The sequence below is a fragment of the Nocardioides sp. Root682 genome, assembly GCF_001427795.1.
Lineage (GTDB): Bacteria > Actinomycetota > Actinomycetes > Propionibacteriales > Nocardioidaceae > Nocardioides.
In genome coordinates this window covers 1,134,358-1,152,506 of sequence record NZ_LMHJ01000003.1, presented here as the reverse complement: position 1 = coordinate 1,152,506, position 18,149 = coordinate 1,134,358, and the positions used below count along the sequence as shown (strand labels likewise).

The window sequence follows — 18,149 nt, the reverse complement described above, 5'->3', positions numbered from 1 at the left end:
GGGACGCCGGTGTCGATGACACCGTCGATGATGGTCGCGGCTTGCTCTGGGGTGGTGACGGTGTGCTGGTTGGCCCAGGTCACCAGGTCGGTCCAATCCTCGACCAGTGACTCCTCGCGTGCCTTCAGGCGATCGCTGAGCCGGGACAGCAACGTGCCGGCCGGGCGGCTCTCGTGCCGTCCGGTCAGTTCGCTGTTCCCCTGGCCCATACCTGTATTGGATCATGAGGTGGTGACACAACCACGGCCTGGAAACCCGCCTGTGGACGGGGGAAAGTCCCTCGACTGCCTGTGGAGAGTTGATGGACGGTGGGTGGTCTCGAGACGGTTGCTGCGCAACCTGCTCGACCAGCGGTGGGCGTCTCGATACGCGGCTCGCTGGCGCTCCCCGCTACTCGACGAACATGGGCGGCCTGGCGCTCCCCGCTACTCGACGAACCTGGCTGGGGCGGACTCTCGCTACTCGACGAGTTTGAGCGGCGCGGGCGTCTCGGCCCGGGTCCGTTTGCGCCGACCGCGCATGGGCAGTGACTCCCCATGAATCGCTCACTTCTCGGGGTCCTTGCTGCCAGCCTGCTCTTCACCTTCACTGCCTGTGAGGACGACGGCGACTCCGAGGGCACCGACCCGAAGACGGAGTCGTCCAGCGACCCCACCCGGACCACGGACTCCACCGACACCGACGAGGGTGGCTTGTCGGAGGAGGAGCTCCAGGCGAAGATCGTCACCGGCGCACCGCCGAAGGAGCTGACGTGGATCATCCCGAGTGCGCCCGCGGACTGGCGGGAGCTGAAGGCCGAGACGGGCACGCGGCAGTGGCAGGTCGGCGACTCGCGGTGCATCGTCACGGTGAACCAGCCCGCTGGTCTGGGGACCGGCCCGACCCCGACGTCAGAGGACGTCGCGAAGGACTACGTCGGGATCAGCGTCAAGCAGACGGGCGCGACCGCGGACCTCGAACCGGCCACCCAACAGCTGTTCGCGAACCAGGTGAACAGCGAGGACCTGCAGGTCCAGAGCGAGTTCGCCGGCGTCCACTTCACCGGCACCAGCGGCCTCGAGGGCCAGTCCTACGGCTACCGCTCCGGCGACTTCGCGCTCCGGGCGCTCGCCCTGTGCGGCAGCGGTGAGTACGCCGACCACGGTGCCGAGCTCGAGCAGTTCCTCAGGAGTCTGGCGGCTCGGACGACGTACTGACGCGAGAGATCAGGACGGTGCCGATCTTCTTGCGACGACCCGACGGCTCCTCGGCCTCGAACCGCAGGCCGTGGGCCTCGACGATGGAGCCGGGGATCGGCACCTTGCCCAGGTGCTTGGCGAGCAGGCCACCGACCGAGTCGATGTCCTCCTCCTCGATGTGGAAGCCGAAGATCTCGTCGAGGTCGTCGACCGGGTAGCGCGAGGACACGCGTACGACGCCGTCCCCGGACCCGGTGAGGTGCTCGACCTCGACCTCCGCCTCGTCGTACTCGTCGGTGATCTCACCGACGATCTCCTCGAGCAGGTCCTCGATGGTGATCAGGCCGGCCGTGCCGCCGTACTCGTCGACGACGACGGCGACGTGCTGGTGGCGAGCCTGCATCTCACGCAGCAGGTCATCGACGGGCTTGGACTCGGGGACCCAGTGCGCGGGGCGCATGATCTCCTCCACCCGCTGGGTGAGCTCGACGTCGGGGGCCTCGAAGTCGCGACGGACGACGTCCTTGAGATAGGCGATGCCGCGGACGTCGTCGAGGTTCTCGCCGATGACGGGCACCCGGGAGTAGCCGGTGCGCAGGAACAGCGACATCGTCTGGCGCAGGTTCTTGTGGGTCTCGATGTAGACCACGTCGCCGCGGGGCACCATGACCTCACGCACGGTGGTGTCGCCGAACTCGAAGACGGAGTGGATCATCCGTCGTTCCTCGGCCTCGATCAGCTCGGAGGCCTCGGCGATGTCGACCATCTCGCGCAGCTCGGTCTCCGTGGAGAACGGGCCCTCACGAAAGCCCCGGCCCGGGGTGATCGCGTTGCCGACCAGGATCAGCAGCTTCGGCAGCGGTCCGAGCACGGTGGTCAACGCGGACAGCGGGTACGCCGACCAGACCGCGACCGTCTCGGAGTGCTGCCGCCCGACGGTCCGCGGGGCGACACCGATCACGACGAAGGTGACGACCAGCATCACGCCGAGCGCGAGGCCGGCGCGCGCCCACCAGGAGGCGTCCAGTCGTGCATCGATGTACAGCGTGACGACCACGACTGCCGCGATCTCGCAGAGCAGCTGCAGCAGCAGCGCCGTGTTGAGGTGCCGCGGCGCGTCATCGAGTACGGCGACCAGGCGCCGCGCACCGCTGCGACCGTCCTGCAGCAATTCGTGGGCACGGGCTCGCGAGAATCCCGCAAGGGCCGCATCCGCCGCGGCGAACAGGCCCGCCAGCACCACCAGGACCGCCGCCACGAGGAGCGGCCAGAGACTGCCGGCAATCATTGGGGTTTCGAGGCTCGCTGCGCTCGCACCTCAACCACCGATCCGGCTCGCTGCGCTCGCACCTCAACCACCGACCTGGCGCCACTGCGCGAGCAACTGGTCCTGGAGTCCGAACATCTCCTTGTGCTCCTCCGGCTCGGCGTGGTCGTAACCGAGCAGGTGCAGGATGCCGTGCGTGGTGAGCAGCTCGAGCTCGGCGAGCGTGCCGTGGCCGGCCGTCTCGCCCTGGCGCTCCGCGATGCTCGGGCACAGCACGAGGTCGCCGAGCATGCCCTCCTCGGGCTCCTCGTTGACCCGTCCGGGGCGCAGCTCGTCCATCGGGAAGGCGAGCACGTCCGTCGGCCCCTCCTTCTCCATCCACTTCTCGTTGAGCTCGGCGATGGTGGCCTCGTCGACCGCCTTGATGCAGAGCTCCGCGAGCGGGTGGACCCGCATCTGGTCCATCACGAACCGGGCCAGCCTGGAGAAGTGCTTGACGTCGAGCCCGGAACCGGACTCGTCGAGGATCTCGATGCTCACTTGGAGAAGTGGCCCTTCTGCTGGCTGGTGATGTCGTACTCCTCGTAGGCCGCGACGATCCGCGCCACGAGCTTGTGGCGGACCACGTCGTGGCTGGTGAGCTTGACGAAAGCGAGGTCCTCGACGCCGTCGAGGATGCCCTCGATGATCCTCAGGCCCGAGGTCGTGCCGGACGGCAGGTCCACCTGCGTGACGTCACCGGTGACGACGATCTTCGAGCCGAAGCCGAGGCGGGTCAGGAACATCTTCATCTGCTCGGGCGTGGTGTTCTGCGCCTCGTCGAGGATGATGAAGGAGTCGTTGAGCGAGCGGCCGCGCATGTAGGCCAGCGGCGCCACCTCGATGGTGCCGGCGGCGAGCAGCTTCGGGATCGAGTCGGGGTCGAGCATGTCGTGCAGCGCGTCGTAGAGCGGACGCAGGTACGGGTCGATCTTCTCGCTCAGCGTGCCGGGGAGGTAGCCGAGCCGCTCGCCGGCCTCGACCGCCGGGCGGGTCAGGATGATCCGGTTGACCTGCTTGGCCTGCAGCGCCTGCACGGCCTTGGCCATGGCGAGGTAGGTCTTGCCCGTACCGGCCGGACCGATGCCGAAGGTGATCGTGTGCTGGTCGATGGTCTCGACGTAGCGCTTCTGGTTGAGCGTCTTGGGGCGGATCGAGCGGCCCCGATTGCTCAGGATGTTGAGGGAAAGTACGTCGGCGGGGCGCTCCGACGTCGCGGTCTCGGCGCGCAGCATCGACTCGACCCGCTCGACGACCTCGAGCGTGATGCCCTGGCCGGTGCGGAGGATCGCGACGAGCTCGCCGATGACCCTGTCGGCGAGCGTCACGTCCTTGGTCTCACCGGCGAGCGTGATCCGGTTGCCACGGACGTGGACCTCGACGCCGAGCCGCTTCTCGATCAGCCCGAGGTGCTCGTCACCCGGCCCGAAGAGGGTGACCATGTCGATGCTGTTCGGCACCACGACGGTGTGCCGGATGGGCGAGGCGGACGCTTCGGAAGGGGAATCTGTCATGACCCGTCCATGCTACGGGAGCGGCTGCGTGCGGCCCACCCGGTTTGCCGGGTGCAGTCCGACGCCGGCCAACGCGACTCAGCCGGGAGGCCAGCCCATCGACCGGCCCGCGAGCAGGTGACCGTGCGTGTGGAACACGGTCTGGCCCACGCCGGCTCCGGTGTTGAACACGAGGCGATAGTCGTCGTACCCCTCGGCGGCGGCGACGGCACGCGCCGTGGTGGCGATCTCCGCGAACATCGCAGCGTCCGCCTCGGCCGAGGCAGCGGCATTGGGGGCGTGGTCGCGCGGGACGACCAGGACGTGCAGGGGGGCCTGCGGGTTGATGTCGCGGAAGGCGAACGTGCGCTCGCCGTCGTGGACGATCTCCGCTGGGATCGCACCCGCGATGATCTTGCAGAACAGGCAGTCGGGATCGGCGCTCACGACGTCCAACATAGACGCCCAGGATTGTGGTCACGATCTCGTGTCAACCCGTCGAGGACCTCGCGCGTGGAACTAACGTGACGATGCATGCGGTGTTCGGCGCCTCGCCCTTCGCGACCCCCGGTGCGGGCGTCGTCGTGGAGCGCGCGGTGAACCTCGACGCCGACACCGCGGTCGAACGCCTGTACGTCGACCACTGGGACCGCCTCGTCCGCCTCTCCGTGCTGCTGGTGCGCGACCGCGGCCAGGCCGAGGAGGTCGTGCAGGACGCGTTCATCGAGCTGCACCGCAGGTGGTCCCGGCTCGAGGACCCCGACAAGGCGCTGGCCTACCTGCGGCAGACGGTCGTGAACAGGTCGCGCTCAGCGCTGAGGCACCGGGGCGTCGTACAACGCCACCTGGCGCGGCAGCACGGCACCGACACGGCTCCCCCAGCGGACGAGCCCGTGCTGGCCGACAGCAGGCGACGAGCCGTGCTCGACGCCCTCCAGCACCTGCCCCGCCGTCAGCGTGAAGTGCTCGCGCTGCGCTACTACCTCGACCTGTCCGAGGCGGAGATCGCCGAGGCCCTCGGCATCAGCAAGGGCGCGGTGAAGAGCCACGCGTCCCGCGGTGCCGCCGGGCTGCGCCCGCTGCTGGAGTCCCGTGACCTGGAGGGAGGCGAGCGATGAACCACGACGACAGGGACCTCCGGAGCCTGTTCGAGGACGCCGTCTCCGACGTCGTACCGGGTGATCGGCTCGGCGAGATCCGCCGCGCCACCGCGAAGTCAGCGTCCCGCAAGCCGAACCGCTGGGCCCTCGTCCTTGCCGCGGGTACGGCGACCGCGGCCGTCGTTGGAGCGGGCGCCCTGGTCGGGCAGCTCGGCCCCGACGACAACCCGCCCGCATCGGACCCGGACGACACCACGCGCGCCGTCGCGGCGTACTTCCTCGGCGAGACGCCCAGCGGCGACCGGCTGTTCCGCGAGTTCCAGTCGGTCGACGGAGCCGACGGCGCGGCCGCGCTCGCGCTGGAAGCAGTGCGACTGCTGGAGTCCGATGCCGGCGCGACCGACCCCGACTACAACACGGTGTGGCCCGCGGGCGCCTTCCTCGACGTCGCCCTCAGCGATGACGGGATCCAGCTGACCATCAGCGACGAGGCCTCGAACGACCCGGCTGTGACCAGCGTGGACGGCCTGCAGCAGGCCGTCTTCACCGCGCAGGCGGCGGTCGGCGAGACCCTCCCCGTCTCCTTCGCGGCGGGCGGGCGGACGATCCGCGACGACGTGCAGCGCGACACCGCGTTGCTCACCCCGGTCAACATCTCCGACCCGGTCGAAGGGCACTCGGTCAGTGGCGACCTCACCCTTCGCGGCACGGCACGGTCTGCGAAGGACAACTTCGACAACGTGTCCTGGTCACTTGCGGCCGCGGACGGAGAGGTCGCCCTCTCGGGCCTTGCCCCCGTCACCGGCACGGCCTGGGAGACGACCACGGACATCGCCGACCTCGCCCCTGGCAGGTACGTCCTGACCGTCAGCGCCGCGACCGACAACGGCACCGCGACCGACACGCGGACCGTCACGGTCCGCTGACCCACGCACCGCTCACGGAAGGATCGTCGTCATGACCCATCCCGCTTCCCCCCGCCGTACCCTCGCCGCCCTGGCGGGCGCGGTGCTGAGCCTGGGCCTGCTCGCCGCCTGCGGCGACGACGCACCCTCCGACGCGGACGACGCCAACGCGTCCACCAGTCCGAGCACCCCGACCTCGGACGCGACAGCGACCGACCCGGGCACCGGCGCCACCAGCGGATCGAGTGGCACCGCGGACCCGAAGGTGATCCCGGTCTACTACGTCGGCGACACCCCCGACGGCGACCGGCTCTACCGCGAGTTCACCCAGTCCTCCGGCGTCGAGCCCCTGGTCGCTGCGGGCGCCGCGGTCACCGAGGGCGACCCGGTCGACCCCGACTACCGCACGCCCTGGCCCAGCGGCCGCTTCACGTCGATCACCCAGACCAGTACGGCGATCGTGGTCGAGGTGCCCGACGAGACCTGGCTCGAGGCGGGATCGCTTGACGCCGACCTGGCCGAGCTCGCCGTCCAGCAGCTCGTCTACACGCTCCAGGGCACCATCGGGAAGCGCCTCCCGGTGACGGTCGAGTACGACGGCAAGCCGGCCGACACCCTGCTCGGAGTCCGGGCAACGGGTGGCCTGAAGGCGGCGCCGCAGCTGGACGTGCTGGCGTTCATGAACGTCACCGAGCCCGCCGAAGGCACCACCGTGCCGGACTCCTTCACCGCCAACGGCCGCGCCAGCTCCTTCGAGGCCACGGTGGGGTGGACGATCGAGGACTCCACCGGCACGGTGGTCCTCGAGGGCTTCACCACCGCTGACGGCTGGACGGACAAGCTCTACCCGTGGACGACGAAGGTCGACGTGAGCAGCCTGGACCCCGGTTCCTACACGTTCATCGCCCGCACGGACGACCCGTCGGACGGCGAGGGTCCTGGTCCGACCGAGGACACGAAGCGCCTGACGGTCGAGTAGGGCGGGCGATCGAGTGAGGACGACCCACGCGTGAAGTTCAGCCGGCAGCGCCTCAACCGCACCCTGTTGCTTCGCCAGCACCTGCTCGAGCGCGTCGACCAGACCCCGGCAGCGATGGTCGAGCACCTCATCGGACTGCAGGCGCAGGAGTCCCTGCCGCCGTACCTCTCGTTGGCGGCGCGGCTGACCGACGTCGACCCGCGCGCGGTCAGCGGAGCGATCGAGGACCGCAGCCTGGTGCGGGTACTCAGCCTGCGCGACACCGTGCACCTCCACGTCCCGGGCGACGCGCTGCGGCTGCCGGTGTGGGCAGCGCCGGTCCGAGAGCGCGAGATGAAGCAGAGCCAGACGATCGGTTCGGCGCGGACGGTGGACCGCGCGGCGTTCGCCGCGGCCGTGCGGGAGGTGCTCGCGGACGGTCCACTCCCCCAGCGCGCCCTCGGGGCCGGTCTCGCCGAGCGCTTCCCGGAGTTCACCTCGGGCCAGCTCGGCCAGGTCGCCCGGGTCGCCGAGGTACTGGCGCAGCTGCCGCCACGCGGATGCTGGAAGCCGACCGGGTCGACTGCGGTGGCCTACGACTTCCTGGACCGGTGGCTCGATGCGCCGCTCGGTGAACCCGACGTGCCGGACCTGGTCCGCCGCTACCTGCGGGCCTTCGGCCCAGCGACCGCCGCCGACATCACGACCTGGTCGGGGATCACCCGCCTCGGTCCGATCGTCAAGGGCATGGCCGATCTCGTGCAGCACGAGGACGAGGACGGCCGCACCCTCTACGACGTGGCGGAGGCACCGATCGCCGACGAGGACACGCCTGCACCGGTCCGGTTGCTCGGCACCTACGACAACGTGTGGCTCTCGCACGCGTCCCGCGACCGGGTGACCGCGCCCGAACGCCGCAACGCCTGGTTCGGCGTCAACGGAGCCCAGATGATGTCGCTGTACGTCGACGGCTGGCTCGAGGGCCTGTGGCGCATCGAGGACGACCGGGTCGTGGTGGGCGAGGTGCTGCGGCCGCTGACGAAGGCCGAGCAGGCTGGTCTGGACGAGGAGATCGCCCGGACCGAGGCGTTGCTGGCGCGCTGATGCGGGTCAGGCGCCCCAGCGAGGGGTGCGGGCCAGCAGCGCCGAGACCGCTGCGACGCCCGCGGTCGAGGTCCGGAGCACCTCGGCGCCGAGGCCGACGGCCACCGCACCCGCGTTGACGAAGCGGGCGACCTCGTCGTCGGTGAGCCCACCTTCGGGTCCGACCACGACGAGGATGTCGCCACCGTGCGGCAGGGCCAGCGCGGCCAGCGGCTCGGTGGCTTCCTCGTGCAGGACGACAGCGACGTCGACGCCGGCGAGCAGCGCCGCCACGTCGTCGGTCGAGGCCAGCGGATCCACCTCGGGATGCCACGCCCGGCGCGCCTGCTTCGCCGCCTCACGCGCTGTCGACTGCCACTTGGCATGCGACTTCGTGGCCCGATCGCCCTTCCAGACGGCAACACTGCGCGCAGCGGCCCACGGCACGATCCGGGCGACACCGATCTCGGTCAGCACCTCGACGGCGAGCTCGCCACGGTCGCCCTTGGGCAACGCCTGCACCACCGTGAACCGGGGCGACGGCTCGGGCAGCTCCACGACCTCGCGCACCAGGACGGCGAACTCCCGCTTCGCGGTCGCGCTGACGTCACCGGTCACGACCCGGCCGACCCCGTCGGACAGCTGGAGCGGCTCCCCCACCCGCAGCCGTCGTACGACGACCGCGTGGTGGGCTTCGTCGCCCTCGACCGTCACGGTGTCACCGACCGCGACACCGGCCAGCGAGGCGACGAGGTGCTGCGGGAGGGTCATCAGTGCGCAGTGAAAGCGTCGCGGAGTCGGCCGAACATCGACTTGTGCGCGGGCCGCACCTCACCGGTCGGCTGCTCCTCGCCCCGGAGGGCGGCCAGCTCGCGCAGCAGCTCCTCCTGGCGAGCGTCGAGACGCCCGGGGGTCTCGACGGCGATGGACACGACGAGGTCGCCCCGGCCGCCGCGCAGGCCAGGCACTCCACGGCCGCGCAACAGCACCTGGTGGCCGGACTGGGTGCCGGCCGGGATCGGCAGGTCGAAGCTGGTCTCGACACCCGAGTCCTCGACCTGGTCCAGATCGGCCTCGAGGGTCGGGAGCGAGATGGTGCTGCCGAGTGCGGCAGCGGTCATCGGGACCGACACGGTGCAGTGCAGGTCGTTGCCATTGCGCTCGAAGGTCGCGTGGGGCGCGACGTGGATCTCGACGTAGAGGTCACCGGCCGGACCGCCGCCCGGGCCGACCTCGCCCTGCTCGGTGAGCTGGACGCGGGTCCCGGTGTCGACGCCCGCGGGGATCTTCACGGTCAGGCTGCGCCGCGACCGGACGCGCCCGTCGCCCGCACAGTCGCGGCAGGGGTCGGCGATGACGGAGCCGAATCCACGACACGCAGCGCAGGGGCGCAGGGTCCGGATCTCACCGAGGAACGACCGCTGCACGTGCGCGACCTCGCCGGCGCCGCGACAGGTCTCGCAGGGCACCGGCTGGGAGCCCGCAGCGGCACCGACGCCGTTGCACGTCGTACAACGGATGGCAGTGTCGACCTTGAGCTCACGCGAGATGCCGAAGGCGGCCTCGGCGAGCTCGACCTCGATCCGGATGAGGGCGTCCTGACCGCGGCGCACGCGGGGGCGCGGGCCACGACCACCGCCGCCACCGCCTCCGCCCTGGCCGCCGAAGAAGGCGTCCATGATGTCGGTGAAGGAGAAGCCGGCGCCCTGGCCGCCGCCGAAGCCGCCGCTGAAGGGGTCGCCGCCGCGGTCGTACGTCGCGCGCTTCTGCGGGTCGGACAGGACCTCGTAGGCCGCGGTGACCAGCTTGAACTGCTCCTGGCTCTCCGGGTCGGGGTTCACGTCCGGGTGGAGCTGCCGGGCCAGGCGGCGGTAGGCCTTCTTGAGGGTGTCGGCGTCCGCGTCGCGGGCGACACCCAGCAGTTCGTAGAGGTCCGTGCTCACTTCTTCTCCATCATTCCTGAGGCGCCGGGGAGCGCCATCAGTTCTCGTCGAGGATGCGCGACATGTAGCGCGCGACTGCCCGCACTGCCGCCATCGTTCCGGGGTAGTCCATGCGGGTCGGGCCCACGATGCCGAGGGACGCGAGAGCGTCGTCGGGGCCGTAGCCCGTCGCGACGACACTGGTCGCGGCCAGTTCCTGGTAGGGGCCTTCGGCACCGATCCGGACCGTCACCGCGCCACCAGCAGTGGCCTCGCCGAGGAGCTTGAGCAGGACGACCTGCTCCTCCAGCGCCTCGAGCAGGGGACGGACCGAGGTGTCGAAGTTGTCACCGAAGCGGGCGAGGTTGGCCGTGCCACCGACGACGACCCGCTCGTCGGACCGGTGGTCGCTCATTGCGTCGACGAGGGTCTCCACGACCGCGACCGTCACCGCCGACGGAGCGGGGGATCCCGGTTCGGCGACGACCAGACCATTGAGGGCGGCCGCGGCCTCGGCGATGACCTCGCCCGTCGCGGCCAGGTTGACGCGCGACCGCAGCGCGGCGAGGTCAGCCTCGGCCAGGTCGCCCTCGAGCTCGATCAGGCGCTGCTCGACCCGCCCCGAGCTGAGGATCAGCACCAGCAGCAACCGGGTGGGGGTCAGCGCGACGATCTCCACGTGGCGCACGGTCGAGTGCGAGAGGGAGGGGTACTGCACGACGGCGACCTGACGGGTCAGCTGGGCCAGCACGCGCACCGAGCGGTGGACCACGTCGTCGAGGTCGACCGCGCCGTCCAGGAAGGTCGCGATCGCGCGCCGCTCGGCGGAACTGGTGGGCTTGACCGTCGAGAGCCGGTCGACGAAGAGCCGGTAGCCCTTGTCGGTCGGGACGCGGCCGGCGCTGGTGTGGGGCTGGGCGAGGTAGCCCTCGTCCTCCAGCGCTGCCATGTCGTTGCGGATCGTGGCCGGGGACACGTTGAGGTGGTGGCGTTCGACGAGCGCCTTCGAGCCGACCGGCTCCTCGGTCGCGACGTAGTCCTCGACGATGGCGCGCAGTACGGCGAGCCTGCGGTCCTCCTGCATGCTCCACCTCCTCGTCTGGCTCGTCTGGCACTCCGCTTGCGTGAGTGCCAATGCTACCGGTGGCGACCCCGAAACCCGGGACCGACGGAACGAGACCTTCCCCGCACCCGGCAAGACATGTAGGTTAGGCTCACCTAATTCAGTCGTCGAAGGAGAAGCCCACCGTGTCCCTCGATACCGGCATCGACGCAGGTCGCGGCGGCATCCCCGACGTCAACCGCCTCGCCGCCGCGGCCCGCAGCATCCTGGCCTGCCCGGACGACGTCAGCCTCGTGATCGACGGGATCGACGACATCACCGCGGGGCTCGACCAGGACCACCTCGAGATGCAGGACCACAGCGGGCGTCCGGTGTTCGCGTGCCCGGCCGACTCCGCCCTCGCGCTCGCCGCCCACGACCGGCGGGGTGCACTGCTCACCCTCCGCAGCGGACTGGGTCGCCCCGGTTCCCCCGACCGCGACGCGACCCTGACCCTGTCGGGCCGGCTCGAGGCCAGTGGCGTCGAGGAGTGCGACTGCTGCTGCGACATGCGGCTGCGGGTCAGCCTGCACCTCGACTTCGCCGTCCTCGCCCGCGAGAGCGCTCCCGACGTGGCGCCCGAGGAGACCCGGCTGCGGGTGCCCCTCGCCGCCTTCGGCTCCCGCGCCCACGACCTCAACCGCGGCTTCCTCCAGCGCGCGGTCGAGCACGCCAACGCGTGCCACCAGGACGAGCTTCGGCGCGCGATCGCGACGCGCACCCACACCCGTCTCGGCGACGTGGTCGGCGTCAGCCTCGCCGACCTCCAGACCACCGCAGTCGTCCTGCGATGGGTCGACATCGACGGCGCCCACGACGCCGAGCTCCGGTTCCCCCGCGCCGCCACCAGCGCCGCCGACCTCGGCGCGCTGCTCCGCTCCGAACTGCACGCGGGCCTCTGTTGAGCGCGGTCTAGCCTGACCAAGTGCCGTTCACCGAAGTCGCCGACCGTGTCTGGGTCCTGCGTCACCCCTGGTTCGACCTCAACGTGACCGTGATCGGCGGCGAACGCGGCCTGGTCGTGGTGGACACCCATGCGTCGTCGGTCGCGGCGACCGAGGTGATCGGCGAGCTGCGCAAGCTCGACCGCGGTGATCTCGTCGCCGTGGTCAACACCCACGAGCACTTCGACCACACCTTCGGCAACGCCACCTTCCTGCAGGAGTACGGCGACCTGCCGGTCCACGCGACCGAGGAGGCTGCCGCGCGCACCGTCCCCGCCGGGGAGCGGATCAAGGGCGTCTACCGTGCCGCCGACTACGAGCCGCGGGCCGAGGAGGTCATCGCGACCGCCATCCGCCCGGCCGACCAGACCTTCTCCAGCGCTGCCGTGATCGACCTCGGGGACCGGCAGGTCGAGCTGGTGCACCCCGGGCGAGGTCACACGGGCGGCGACCTCGTCGTCCGGGTCCCCGACGTCGACGTCCTGCTCGCCGGCGACCTGGTGGAGGAGTCGGCACCGCCCGGGCTGGGCGAGGACTGCTGGCCGATGGACTGGCCCGGCACCCTCGACCTGGTCCTCGGCCTGCTGACTCCCGCATCGGTCGTCGTGCCCGGCCACGGAGCGATCGTGGGGCGTCGCTTCGTCGAGGAGCAGTGCGACGACCTGCGCGCCGTCGCCGAGACCATCCGCGACCTCGCCGGTCGCGGCGTCCCCGAGGCCGAGGCCATCGCCGCAGCGGAGTGGCCGTTCCCGCCCGAGGCCCTCAGGCACGCCGTACTGCGGGGGTATGCGCAGCTCCCCCGGGCGCGCCGCCACCTGCCCATGGCCTAGGCGTCCTAGGCTCGTCTGTCGTGGATCGCTACGGGACCGACGTGATGGCCGGCGACTGGAAGGTCCCCAAGCGGGGCCGCGCCGTGGAGACTCCGGGCGACATCGGCCTGGTCGTCGAGGAAGTCACCACCGACTGGTGCGGCGAGATCGTGGCAGTCGACCGTGACCTCGACACCCTCACTCTCGAGGACCGTCGCGGCAAGCGTCGTACCTTCCCGCTCGGTCCTGGCTTCCTGCTCGAGGGCAAGCCCGTGATCCTCACCGCTCCCCTGCGAGCCGGTGCGTCCGGCCCCGTGCGGCCGACCCGCACCGCAAGCGGCTCGATCGCGGTCCACGACGCCCAGGCCCGCGTCGCGCGCGCCAGCCGGATCTTCGTCGAGGGCCGCCACGACGCCGAGCTGGTCGAGAAGGTCTGGGGCGACGACCTGCGCATCGAGGGCGTGGTGGTCGAGTACCTCGGCGGCGTCGACGACCTCGCCGACCACCTCGTGTCGTTCAAACCCGGCCCGCAGCGCAAGGTCGGTGTCCTCGTGGACCACCTGGTCCGCGGCTCCAAGGAGTCCCGGATCGCCGACGCCATCGCGCGCGGCCCCAACGGCAAGCACGTCCGGATCGTCGGACACCCGTTCATCGACGTCTGGCAGGCGGTCAAGCCGGACCGGATCGGTCTCAAGGAATGGCCCACCATCCCGCGCTCCATCGAATGGAAGAAGGGCGTGTGCCAGCACCTCGGCTGGCCGCACCGCGATCAGGCCGACATCGCCCGCGCGTGGAAGCACATCTTGTCGAAGGTGGACTCGTACGCCGACCTCGAACCCGCCCTGCTCGGGCGGGTCGAAGAGCTGATCGACTTCACGACGGCCCCCTGATCGGGCGCGCCCGGATCAGAGGCCGGACCTGAGACGGGGTCAGAGACCGGCGCGGAAGGTCTTGAGGACCTCGTCGACCTTGGCCTGGTCACGGGCCTCGAGCGGGATCAGCAGCTCGGCCACGACGTCGGTCAGCTCGGCGATCCGTCGGTTGAGCTGACGGTTCTCCTGGACCTCTGCCTCCAGGGCGGCGACGCGGGCGCGCAGCCCGCTGGGGTCACGGAGTCGCTTGGCGACAGGCTCCGGGAGCTTGTCCTTGGCCTGGGCGCGCAGGCGGTTCTTTCGCTCGCTCATGACTTCTCCTTGGGTTGCGGCCAGTGGGCACGGATCCGGCACACGGCCGGGTCCGGCACGTCGTACATGTCCTCGCCGGGCTCGACGGCCAGGTGCTCGACGACACCTCCGGCACGCTCGATCGCGGCCCGGATCGTTGCCGGGTCGACCCGGCGGACGAGCCCGTGCGGCTCGAGGGCGGTGCCTGCCTCGGCGGTGACGCCCTTGACCGCGGCCGGGAACTCGAGGAACAGCCGGCCACCGCCGGGCCGCAGCGCCATCCGCGCGAGCAGCCACAGCTGGTCGAGCGCCGGCTGGTCGAGGCAGCCGACCAGGTGCCGGGCGTACAGGTGGTGCGGCTCGCGGGACAGCCGGGTGCCGTGCATCAGCGTCGAGCGGAGCTCACCGAGGATCAGCTGGTCCACGGTGACCGAGAGCTCGCGGCGGCGGTTCCGACGCCGGACCAGGCCCAGCGAACCGCGCGAGAAGTCCAGCGCGGTGACCTGGTGACCCCGCCGCGAGAACCACAACGCGTCGCGGCCCGTCCCGGCACCGAGATCGATCACCGGGAAATCTCCGAACTGGCGTTCCGCCCAGCGAGCGAACGACGAGGACCTGTTCGGCACCCTCCGCACGTCGGCGTGGCTGAAGAACTCGGTCCAGCCGCCCATCTCGGCGCGGAAGCCGCGCAGCCAGCCGTCGAGGCGCCGTACGCCGGCGGCGGGGTCGGCGTAGCGGAACGACGGGTCCGGCGTGCGCCACTGCGGTCCGTAGAGGAAGGAGAGCATCGCGTCGGTGTCGCGCGGCGCAGGGAACTCGTAGCCGTGCAGCTCGATGGTCGAGAAGGGAACGATCTTCTCCCGCGGCAACGTCCCGCTGCGGTTGCCGAGCTGGAAGAAGGTGTCGCCGACGTGGAAGGCCACGAACACGTCGATGTGGCAGACCCGACCGTCGGACAGGGGCAACAGCAACTTGATGTCGCCGCCGGACATGCGCAGCAGGTTCCAGCCACGCGCACGCATCGCGCGACCGATCCGGTAGGACTCGGTGATGATGTCGGCCGGTGACGAGTGCGGTGAGAGGTAGCACAGGTCGGTGTCGGAGTCGTGCGCGAGCATCCGGCCCTCACGGATCGCCCCGAGCAGGGCGCCGTAGTTGAGGTAGGCGTCGACCTTGGCGTACGTGCGCAGGTCCTCGATCGCCCGGCTGGTGCCGGCCATGATCTCTTCGCGAATGGCCTCGCCGGTGTCGGCGAAGGACCGCGCCAGGTGGCCGACCTTGTCGACCGACAGGCGATTGCCCGCGCGGTCGACCACAGCGAGGGCGCCCTCACCGTCACCCAGACCCACCTCGTCGTCGTACAGGACGTCATCACCGGAGGTGTCGGTGACCCGGATCCGGCCGCGGCCGTTCAGGTAGGGACGCAGCACGCCCGGCCACGGGACCAGGACGCCACCGTCGCGAGGTTCGCCGTCGCGAACGGGCGTGAGCGACCACACGTAGTGGCCGTCGATCTCGACCAGCAGGGGCCGGGTGTCAGCAGGAAGAAGGAGACCGTCGTCCGAAACGACCGCGGTCATGAGGCCCCGCGGTGCGCGATCGCCTTGCGCAGCGCGGTCGACGAGGTCTGCAACGTGTAGGGGAAGTAGGTCACTTCGACGCCGAGCAGGGCCATCTCCGCCTCGAGGCGGTCGCCCTTGGGCGTGCCCTTCCAGTCGTCACCCTTGAAGATCTGGTGGAAGCCGACGTCGCGCCACGAGTCGGTCTTGCTGACCGTCTCCTCGGCGTAGACGGCGTCGACGATGCCGATGGCCTCGACGATCTCGATGCGCTCTGCCAGCGGCACCGTGGGCTCGACGCCCTTGGTCTTCAGGCAGATCTCGTCCGCCACGACTCCGGCGACGAGGACGTCGCACCACTGGCGCGCCTGGCGCAGGGCGTTGAGATGGCCGATGTGGAAGAGATCGAAGGCGCCGGGCACGTAGCCGATCACGTTTCCCACCGGAGCCTCTTTTCCCTTCGGATGGGCCCCGACCGTCGGTGCCCGAGCAGAACTTTAGCGAAACCCTAGCGAATGTTGCCTATCCCAAGAGGGAACGCACCACGGCGTCGGCGAGCAATCTGCCCCGCCTCGTCAGCACCACGCGGTCCGATCGATCCTCCACGAGACCGTCCGTGACGAGCCCTTCCAGCGCTGCCGCCGTGCCTGTGCGCGCGCCCAGGACGTCCGGCGACAGGCCCTCGCGCAGTCGCACCTCCAGCAGGACCCGCTCCACGGCGCGCGTCTCCTCGTCGAGGACCTCGCGGGCGTGCGCCGGGCTGAGCCCGTCGGCCAGGCGGGCGGCATAGGCGGTCGGGTGCTTGACGTTCCACCACCGGACACCGCCCACGTGCGAATGCGCTCCGGGCCCGATCCCCCACCAGTCCGTGCCCCGCCAGTACGCGAGGTTGTGGCGGCAACGCGCGGCATCATCGCGAGCCCAGTTGGACACCTCGTACCAGCCGAGACCGGCGGCGGTGAGTCGCTCATCGGCCTGGACGTACTTGTCCGCGAGGTCGTCGTCGTCCGGCATCGGGAGCTCGCCCCGACGCACCCGCCGGGCCAGCGCCGTGCCGTCCTCGACGATGAGCGAGTACGCCGACACGTGGTCAGGCACGCAGGCGAGCGCCGCGTCCAGGGTCGTCGACCAGTCCGCCGCGGACTCCCCCGGCGTCCCGTAGATCAGGTCGAGGCTGATCTGGTCGAAGCCGGCCGCGCGCGCTGCCTCCACCACCACCGGAACGCGGGCTGGGTCGTGGGTGCGGTCGAGCACCGCGAGCACGTGCGGGACAGCGGACTGCATGCCGAACGAGATCCGGGTGAACCCGGCCTCGCGCAACCGGGCCAGCGAGTCCGCGTCGACCGAGTCCGGGTTGGCCTCGGTGGTCACCTCGGCACCGGGTGCCAGGCCGAACTCGTCGTCGATCGCGGCCAGCATCCGGCCGAGGTCCTCGGGTGCCAGCAGCGTCGGCGTGCCACCGCCGAGGAACACCGTCTCCACCGGCGCATCGGCCTCACCGAGCACCGTGCGGGCCAGCCGGATCTCGGCGACCGCCTGGTCGGCGTACGACGACCGGGAGACGCCGCCGCCGAGCTCCTCGGCCGTGTAGGTGTTGAAGTCGCAATAGCCGCACCGGACGCGGCAGAACGGGACGTGGACGTAGACACCGAACGGTCGGGTGCCGAACCCGGCGAGCGCGTCAGCGGGAAGCGCTCCGTCGGTGGGGGCGAGGTCCCCCTCGGGGAGCGCGGACGGCATTCGCCCAGTCTCCCCGAGCCATCAACGGATTACCTACACGGGCACGTTGAGGGTGGCGGTGTAGCCGTCGTCGACCGAGCCGGTGACCGTGGCCATCTGCAGGGAGTGACCGTCACTGAAGACCATGTCGGAGTCGAGGGAGACCCCCTGGAAGGTCGACACGCTCGAGTCGTAGCCGTCGGCGTTCCCGTAGACGTCGTTGCAGACGTCCTCGGGCAGCGCCAGCTGGGAGGTGCGCAGCTTGCTCGTCCCGCTGGTGGCCGCATCGAGGCTCTCGTACACCTCGAAGTGCATGTGCGGCCAGCGACCGGAGTAGCAGGCCGGGAAGATCGTCGTGAAGGTCAGGTTGCCGTCGGCATCGGCCTCCTGGACCCCGCGCAGGTAGTTCTCGCCCGAGATCTCGTCGTCGTAGAGCGAGTAGCGACCGTCCCGGTCGCAGTGCCAGAGGTAGACCGCAGCACCGGCGAGGGCCGTGATCGAGTCGCCGTTGAGGTCGTAGACCTTGAGCTTCACCGTCATCGGCACGCCCGCGGCCACACCTGAGGCCGAGCCGAAGCTGGTCGTGATGTCGCTGCGTACGACGCCCGACTCGGTCAGCACGTTGGGTCCGTTGCTGCCGTCCCCCGGATACGGACCGGCCGTCTCCTCGGGGATCTCGCCGTCCGTTGAGGCCGCGGTGGCTGCCGAGGTCGTGCTCGCCGCGCTGTCCGCCGTACCGGCGTCCGAGCCGCAGGCGGTCAGCGCGGCGGCCGCGCCGACCCCGCCGAGGAGGCCGAGCAGCCCACGACGCGCCATGATGCGCGGCAGGTCGTGGGACAGCCCGAGGTCGTGGTCTTCGATATCGTCGCTGTGGCTCATGCCCTCAGTGAAACGGGGAGACCTGTGCG

The 18,149-nt window shown here is 70.7% G+C and carries 21 protein-coding genes; 8 read left to right on the top strand and 13 right to left on the bottom strand.

All coding sequences use genetic code 11. From position 1 onward, the window contains the following. On the bottom strand, positions 1–209 hold a 209-nt coding region (locus ASD84_RS20805), incomplete at its 3' end, for a hypothetical protein (RefSeq protein WP_056714695.1). A 327-nt stretch (positions 210–536) separates the two neighbouring features. Here ASD84_RS20805 and ASD84_RS20800 point away from each other — a divergent pair. Next, the gene (locus ASD84_RS20800; protein ID WP_056714691.1) at positions 537–1,196 is read left to right on the top strand and encodes a hypothetical protein; all 660 of its coding nucleotides are present in this window, start codon (positions 537–539) and stop codon (positions 1,194–1,196) included. On the opposite strand, the gene ASD84_RS20795 is transcribed toward ASD84_RS20800, so the two are convergent. From ASD84_RS20795 to ASD84_RS20780, 4 genes are all read right to left on the bottom strand, one after another. Next, complete coding sequence (locus ASD84_RS20795; RefSeq protein WP_056714688.1) at positions 1,165–2,466, bottom strand: hemolysin family protein; 1,302 nt, start codon at positions 2,464–2,466, stop codon at positions 1,165–1,167. The two genes, ASD84_RS20800 and ASD84_RS20795, sit on opposite strands and share 32 nt — an antisense overlap. A 63-nt stretch (positions 2,467–2,529) precedes the next feature. Then, positions 2,530–2,985, bottom strand: a complete 456-nt coding sequence (gene ybeY, locus ASD84_RS20790) for an rRNA maturation RNase YbeY (RefSeq protein WP_056714684.1) — start codon at positions 2,983–2,985, stop codon at positions 2,530–2,532. Beyond that, positions 2,982–3,998, bottom strand: coding sequence for a PhoH family protein (locus ASD84_RS20785; RefSeq protein WP_056714681.1), 1,017 nt, complete (start codon positions 3,996–3,998; stop codon positions 2,982–2,984). The genes ybeY and ASD84_RS20785 overlap by 4 nt, the downstream gene beginning before the upstream one ends. 78 nt (positions 3,999–4,076) lie before the next feature. Then, positions 4,077–4,424 (bottom strand): HIT domain-containing protein, encoded by a 348-nt coding sequence (locus tag ASD84_RS20780; RefSeq protein WP_235531210.1) that lies wholly within the window; start codon positions 4,422–4,424, stop codon positions 4,077–4,079. An 83-nt stretch (positions 4,425–4,507) separates the two neighbouring features. On the opposite strand from ASD84_RS20780, the gene ASD84_RS20775 reads away from it, so the two are divergent. The 4 genes from ASD84_RS20775 to ASD84_RS20760 are packed head-to-tail and all read left to right on the top strand — an operon-like array spanning position 4,508 to position 8,044. After that, positions 4,508–5,095 carry a SigE family RNA polymerase sigma factor gene (locus ASD84_RS20775; protein WP_082574031.1) on the top strand — a complete coding sequence of 196 codons (588 nt, stop codon included), beginning with the start codon at positions 4,508–4,510 and terminating at the stop codon, positions 5,093–5,095. Beyond that, entirely contained in the window at positions 5,092–6,003 is a 912-nt protein-coding gene (locus ASD84_RS20770) for a hypothetical protein (protein ID WP_056714675.1), read from the top strand. The genes ASD84_RS20775 and ASD84_RS20770 overlap by 4 nt, the downstream gene beginning before the upstream one ends. A 31-nt stretch (positions 6,004–6,034) precedes the next feature. Further along, positions 6,035–6,961 (top strand): Gmad2 immunoglobulin-like domain-containing protein, encoded by a 927-nt coding sequence (locus tag ASD84_RS20765; RefSeq protein WP_056714672.1) that lies wholly within the window; start codon positions 6,035–6,037, stop codon positions 6,959–6,961. Between the two features lie 30 nt (positions 6,962–6,991). Then, positions 6,992–8,044 carry a winged helix DNA-binding domain-containing protein gene (locus tag ASD84_RS20760; RefSeq protein WP_056714669.1) on the top strand — a complete coding sequence of 351 codons (1,053 nt, stop codon included), beginning with the start codon at positions 6,992–6,994 and terminating at the stop codon, positions 8,042–8,044. 6 nt (positions 8,045–8,050) lie between these two features. Here the strand turns inward: ASD84_RS20760 and ASD84_RS20755 are convergent, their stop codons facing one another. Genes ASD84_RS20755 through hrcA form a run of 3 tightly spaced genes read right to left on the bottom strand, consistent with a single transcriptional unit; the run spans position 8,051 to position 11,029 of the window. Further along, positions 8,051–8,794: a 16S rRNA (uracil(1498)-N(3))-methyltransferase gene (locus ASD84_RS20755; protein WP_056714667.1), complete on the bottom strand. Its 744-nt coding sequence runs from the start codon at positions 8,792–8,794 to the stop codon at positions 8,051–8,053. Further along, positions 8,794–9,966 (bottom strand): molecular chaperone DnaJ, encoded by a 1,173-nt coding sequence (dnaJ, locus tag ASD84_RS20750; protein ID WP_056714664.1) that lies wholly within the window; start codon positions 9,964–9,966, stop codon positions 8,794–8,796. Before dnaJ ends, ASD84_RS20755 begins: the two co-directional genes overlap by 1 nt. A gap of 37 nt (positions 9,967–10,003) precedes the next feature. Continuing rightward, on the bottom strand, positions 10,004–11,029 hold the full coding sequence (gene hrcA / locus ASD84_RS20745; protein WP_056714661.1) for a heat-inducible transcriptional repressor HrcA: 1,026 nt from the start codon (positions 11,027–11,029) through the stop codon (positions 10,004–10,006). Between the two features lie 164 nt (positions 11,030–11,193). On the opposite strand from hrcA, the gene ASD84_RS20740 reads away from it, so the two are divergent. The 3 genes from ASD84_RS20740 to ASD84_RS20730 are packed head-to-tail and all read left to right on the top strand — an operon-like array spanning position 11,194 to position 13,690. Continuing rightward, positions 11,194–11,952, top strand: a complete 759-nt coding sequence (locus tag ASD84_RS20740; protein WP_056714658.1) for a hypothetical protein — start codon at positions 11,194–11,196, stop codon at positions 11,950–11,952. A gap of 20 nt (positions 11,953–11,972) precedes the next feature. Continuing rightward, entirely contained in the window at positions 11,973–12,821 is an 849-nt protein-coding gene (locus ASD84_RS20735; protein ID WP_056714655.1) for an MBL fold metallo-hydrolase, read from the top strand. A 44-nt stretch (positions 12,822–12,865) separates the two neighbouring features. Next, positions 12,866–13,690 carry a DUF3097 domain-containing protein gene (locus ASD84_RS20730; protein ID WP_056715033.1) on the top strand — a complete coding sequence of 275 codons (825 nt, stop codon included), beginning with the start codon at positions 12,866–12,868 and terminating at the stop codon, positions 13,688–13,690. Between the two features lie 39 nt (positions 13,691–13,729). On the opposite strand, the gene ASD84_RS20725 is transcribed toward ASD84_RS20730, so the two are convergent. From ASD84_RS20725 to ASD84_RS20705, 5 genes are all read right to left on the bottom strand, one after another. Next, positions 13,730–13,984: a DUF6752 domain-containing protein gene (locus ASD84_RS20725; protein ID WP_235531211.1), complete on the bottom strand. Its 255-nt coding sequence runs from the start codon at positions 13,982–13,984 to the stop codon at positions 13,730–13,732. Further along, positions 13,981–15,543, bottom strand: coding sequence for a methyltransferase domain-containing protein (locus ASD84_RS20720; RefSeq protein WP_056714652.1), 1,563 nt, complete (start codon positions 15,541–15,543; stop codon positions 13,981–13,983). The genes ASD84_RS20725 and ASD84_RS20720 overlap by 4 nt, the downstream gene beginning before the upstream one ends. Then, positions 15,540–15,965 carry an adenylyltransferase/cytidyltransferase family protein gene (locus ASD84_RS20715; protein ID WP_056714649.1) on the bottom strand — a complete coding sequence of 142 codons (426 nt, stop codon included), beginning with the start codon at positions 15,963–15,965 and terminating at the stop codon, positions 15,540–15,542. Before ASD84_RS20715 ends, ASD84_RS20720 begins: the two co-directional genes overlap by 4 nt. Positions 15,966–16,044: 79 nt before the next feature. Continuing rightward, a complete protein-coding gene (hemW, locus tag ASD84_RS20710) occupies positions 16,045–17,262 on the bottom strand; it encodes a radical SAM family heme chaperone HemW (RefSeq protein WP_056714647.1) in 1,218 nt (405 codons plus the stop codon). A 33-nt stretch (positions 17,263–17,295) separates the two neighbouring features. After that, positions 17,296–18,120, bottom strand: a complete 825-nt coding sequence (locus tag ASD84_RS20705) for a hypothetical protein (RefSeq protein ID WP_056714643.1) — start codon at positions 18,118–18,120, stop codon at positions 17,296–17,298. Positions 18,121–18,149: the final 29 nt, after the last annotated feature.

Excerpts from the sequence above, each read along its gene's own strand:
- ASD84_RS20800 (WP_056714691.1), top strand. The coding sequence starts at position 537 with ATGAATCGCTCACTTCTCGGGGTCCTTGCTGCCAGCCTGCTCTTCACC.
- ASD84_RS20795 (WP_056714688.1), bottom strand. The coding sequence starts at position 2,466 with ATGATTGCCGGCAGTCTCTGGCCGCTCCTCGTGGCGGCGGTCCTGGTG.
- ASD84_RS20785 (WP_056714681.1), bottom strand. The coding sequence starts at position 3,998 with ATGACAGATTCCCCTTCCGAAGCGTCCGCCTCGCCCATCCGGCACACC.
- ASD84_RS20775 (WP_082574031.1), top strand. The coding sequence starts at position 4,508 with ATGCATGCGGTGTTCGGCGCCTCGCCCTTCGCGACCCCCGGTGCGGGC.
- ASD84_RS20770 (WP_056714675.1), top strand. The coding sequence starts at position 5,092 with ATGAACCACGACGACAGGGACCTCCGGAGCCTGTTCGAGGACGCCGTC.
- ASD84_RS20765 (WP_056714672.1), top strand. The coding sequence starts at position 6,035 with ATGACCCATCCCGCTTCCCCCCGCCGTACCCTCGCCGCCCTGGCGGGC.
- ASD84_RS20755 (WP_056714667.1), bottom strand. The coding sequence starts at position 8,794 with ATGACCCTCCCGCAGCACCTCGTCGCCTCGCTGGCCGGTGTCGCGGTC.
- hrcA (WP_056714661.1), bottom strand. The coding sequence starts at position 11,029 with ATGCAGGAGGACCGCAGGCTCGCCGTACTGCGCGCCATCGTCGAGGAC.
- ASD84_RS20730 (WP_056715033.1), top strand. The coding sequence starts at position 12,866 with ATGGCCGGCGACTGGAAGGTCCCCAAGCGGGGCCGCGCCGTGGAGACT.
- ASD84_RS20725 (WP_235531211.1), bottom strand. The coding sequence starts at position 13,984 with ATGAGCGAGCGAAAGAACCGCCTGCGCGCCCAGGCCAAGGACAAGCTC.
- ASD84_RS20720 (WP_056714652.1), bottom strand. The coding sequence starts at position 15,543 with ATGACCGCGGTCGTTTCGGACGACGGTCTCCTTCTTCCTGCTGACACC.
- hemW (WP_056714647.1), bottom strand. The coding sequence starts at position 17,262 with ATGCCGTCCGCGCTCCCCGAGGGGGACCTCGCCCCCACCGACGGAGCG.
- ASD84_RS20705 (WP_056714643.1), bottom strand. The coding sequence starts at position 18,120 with ATGAGCCACAGCGACGATATCGAAGACCACGACCTCGGGCTGTCCCAC.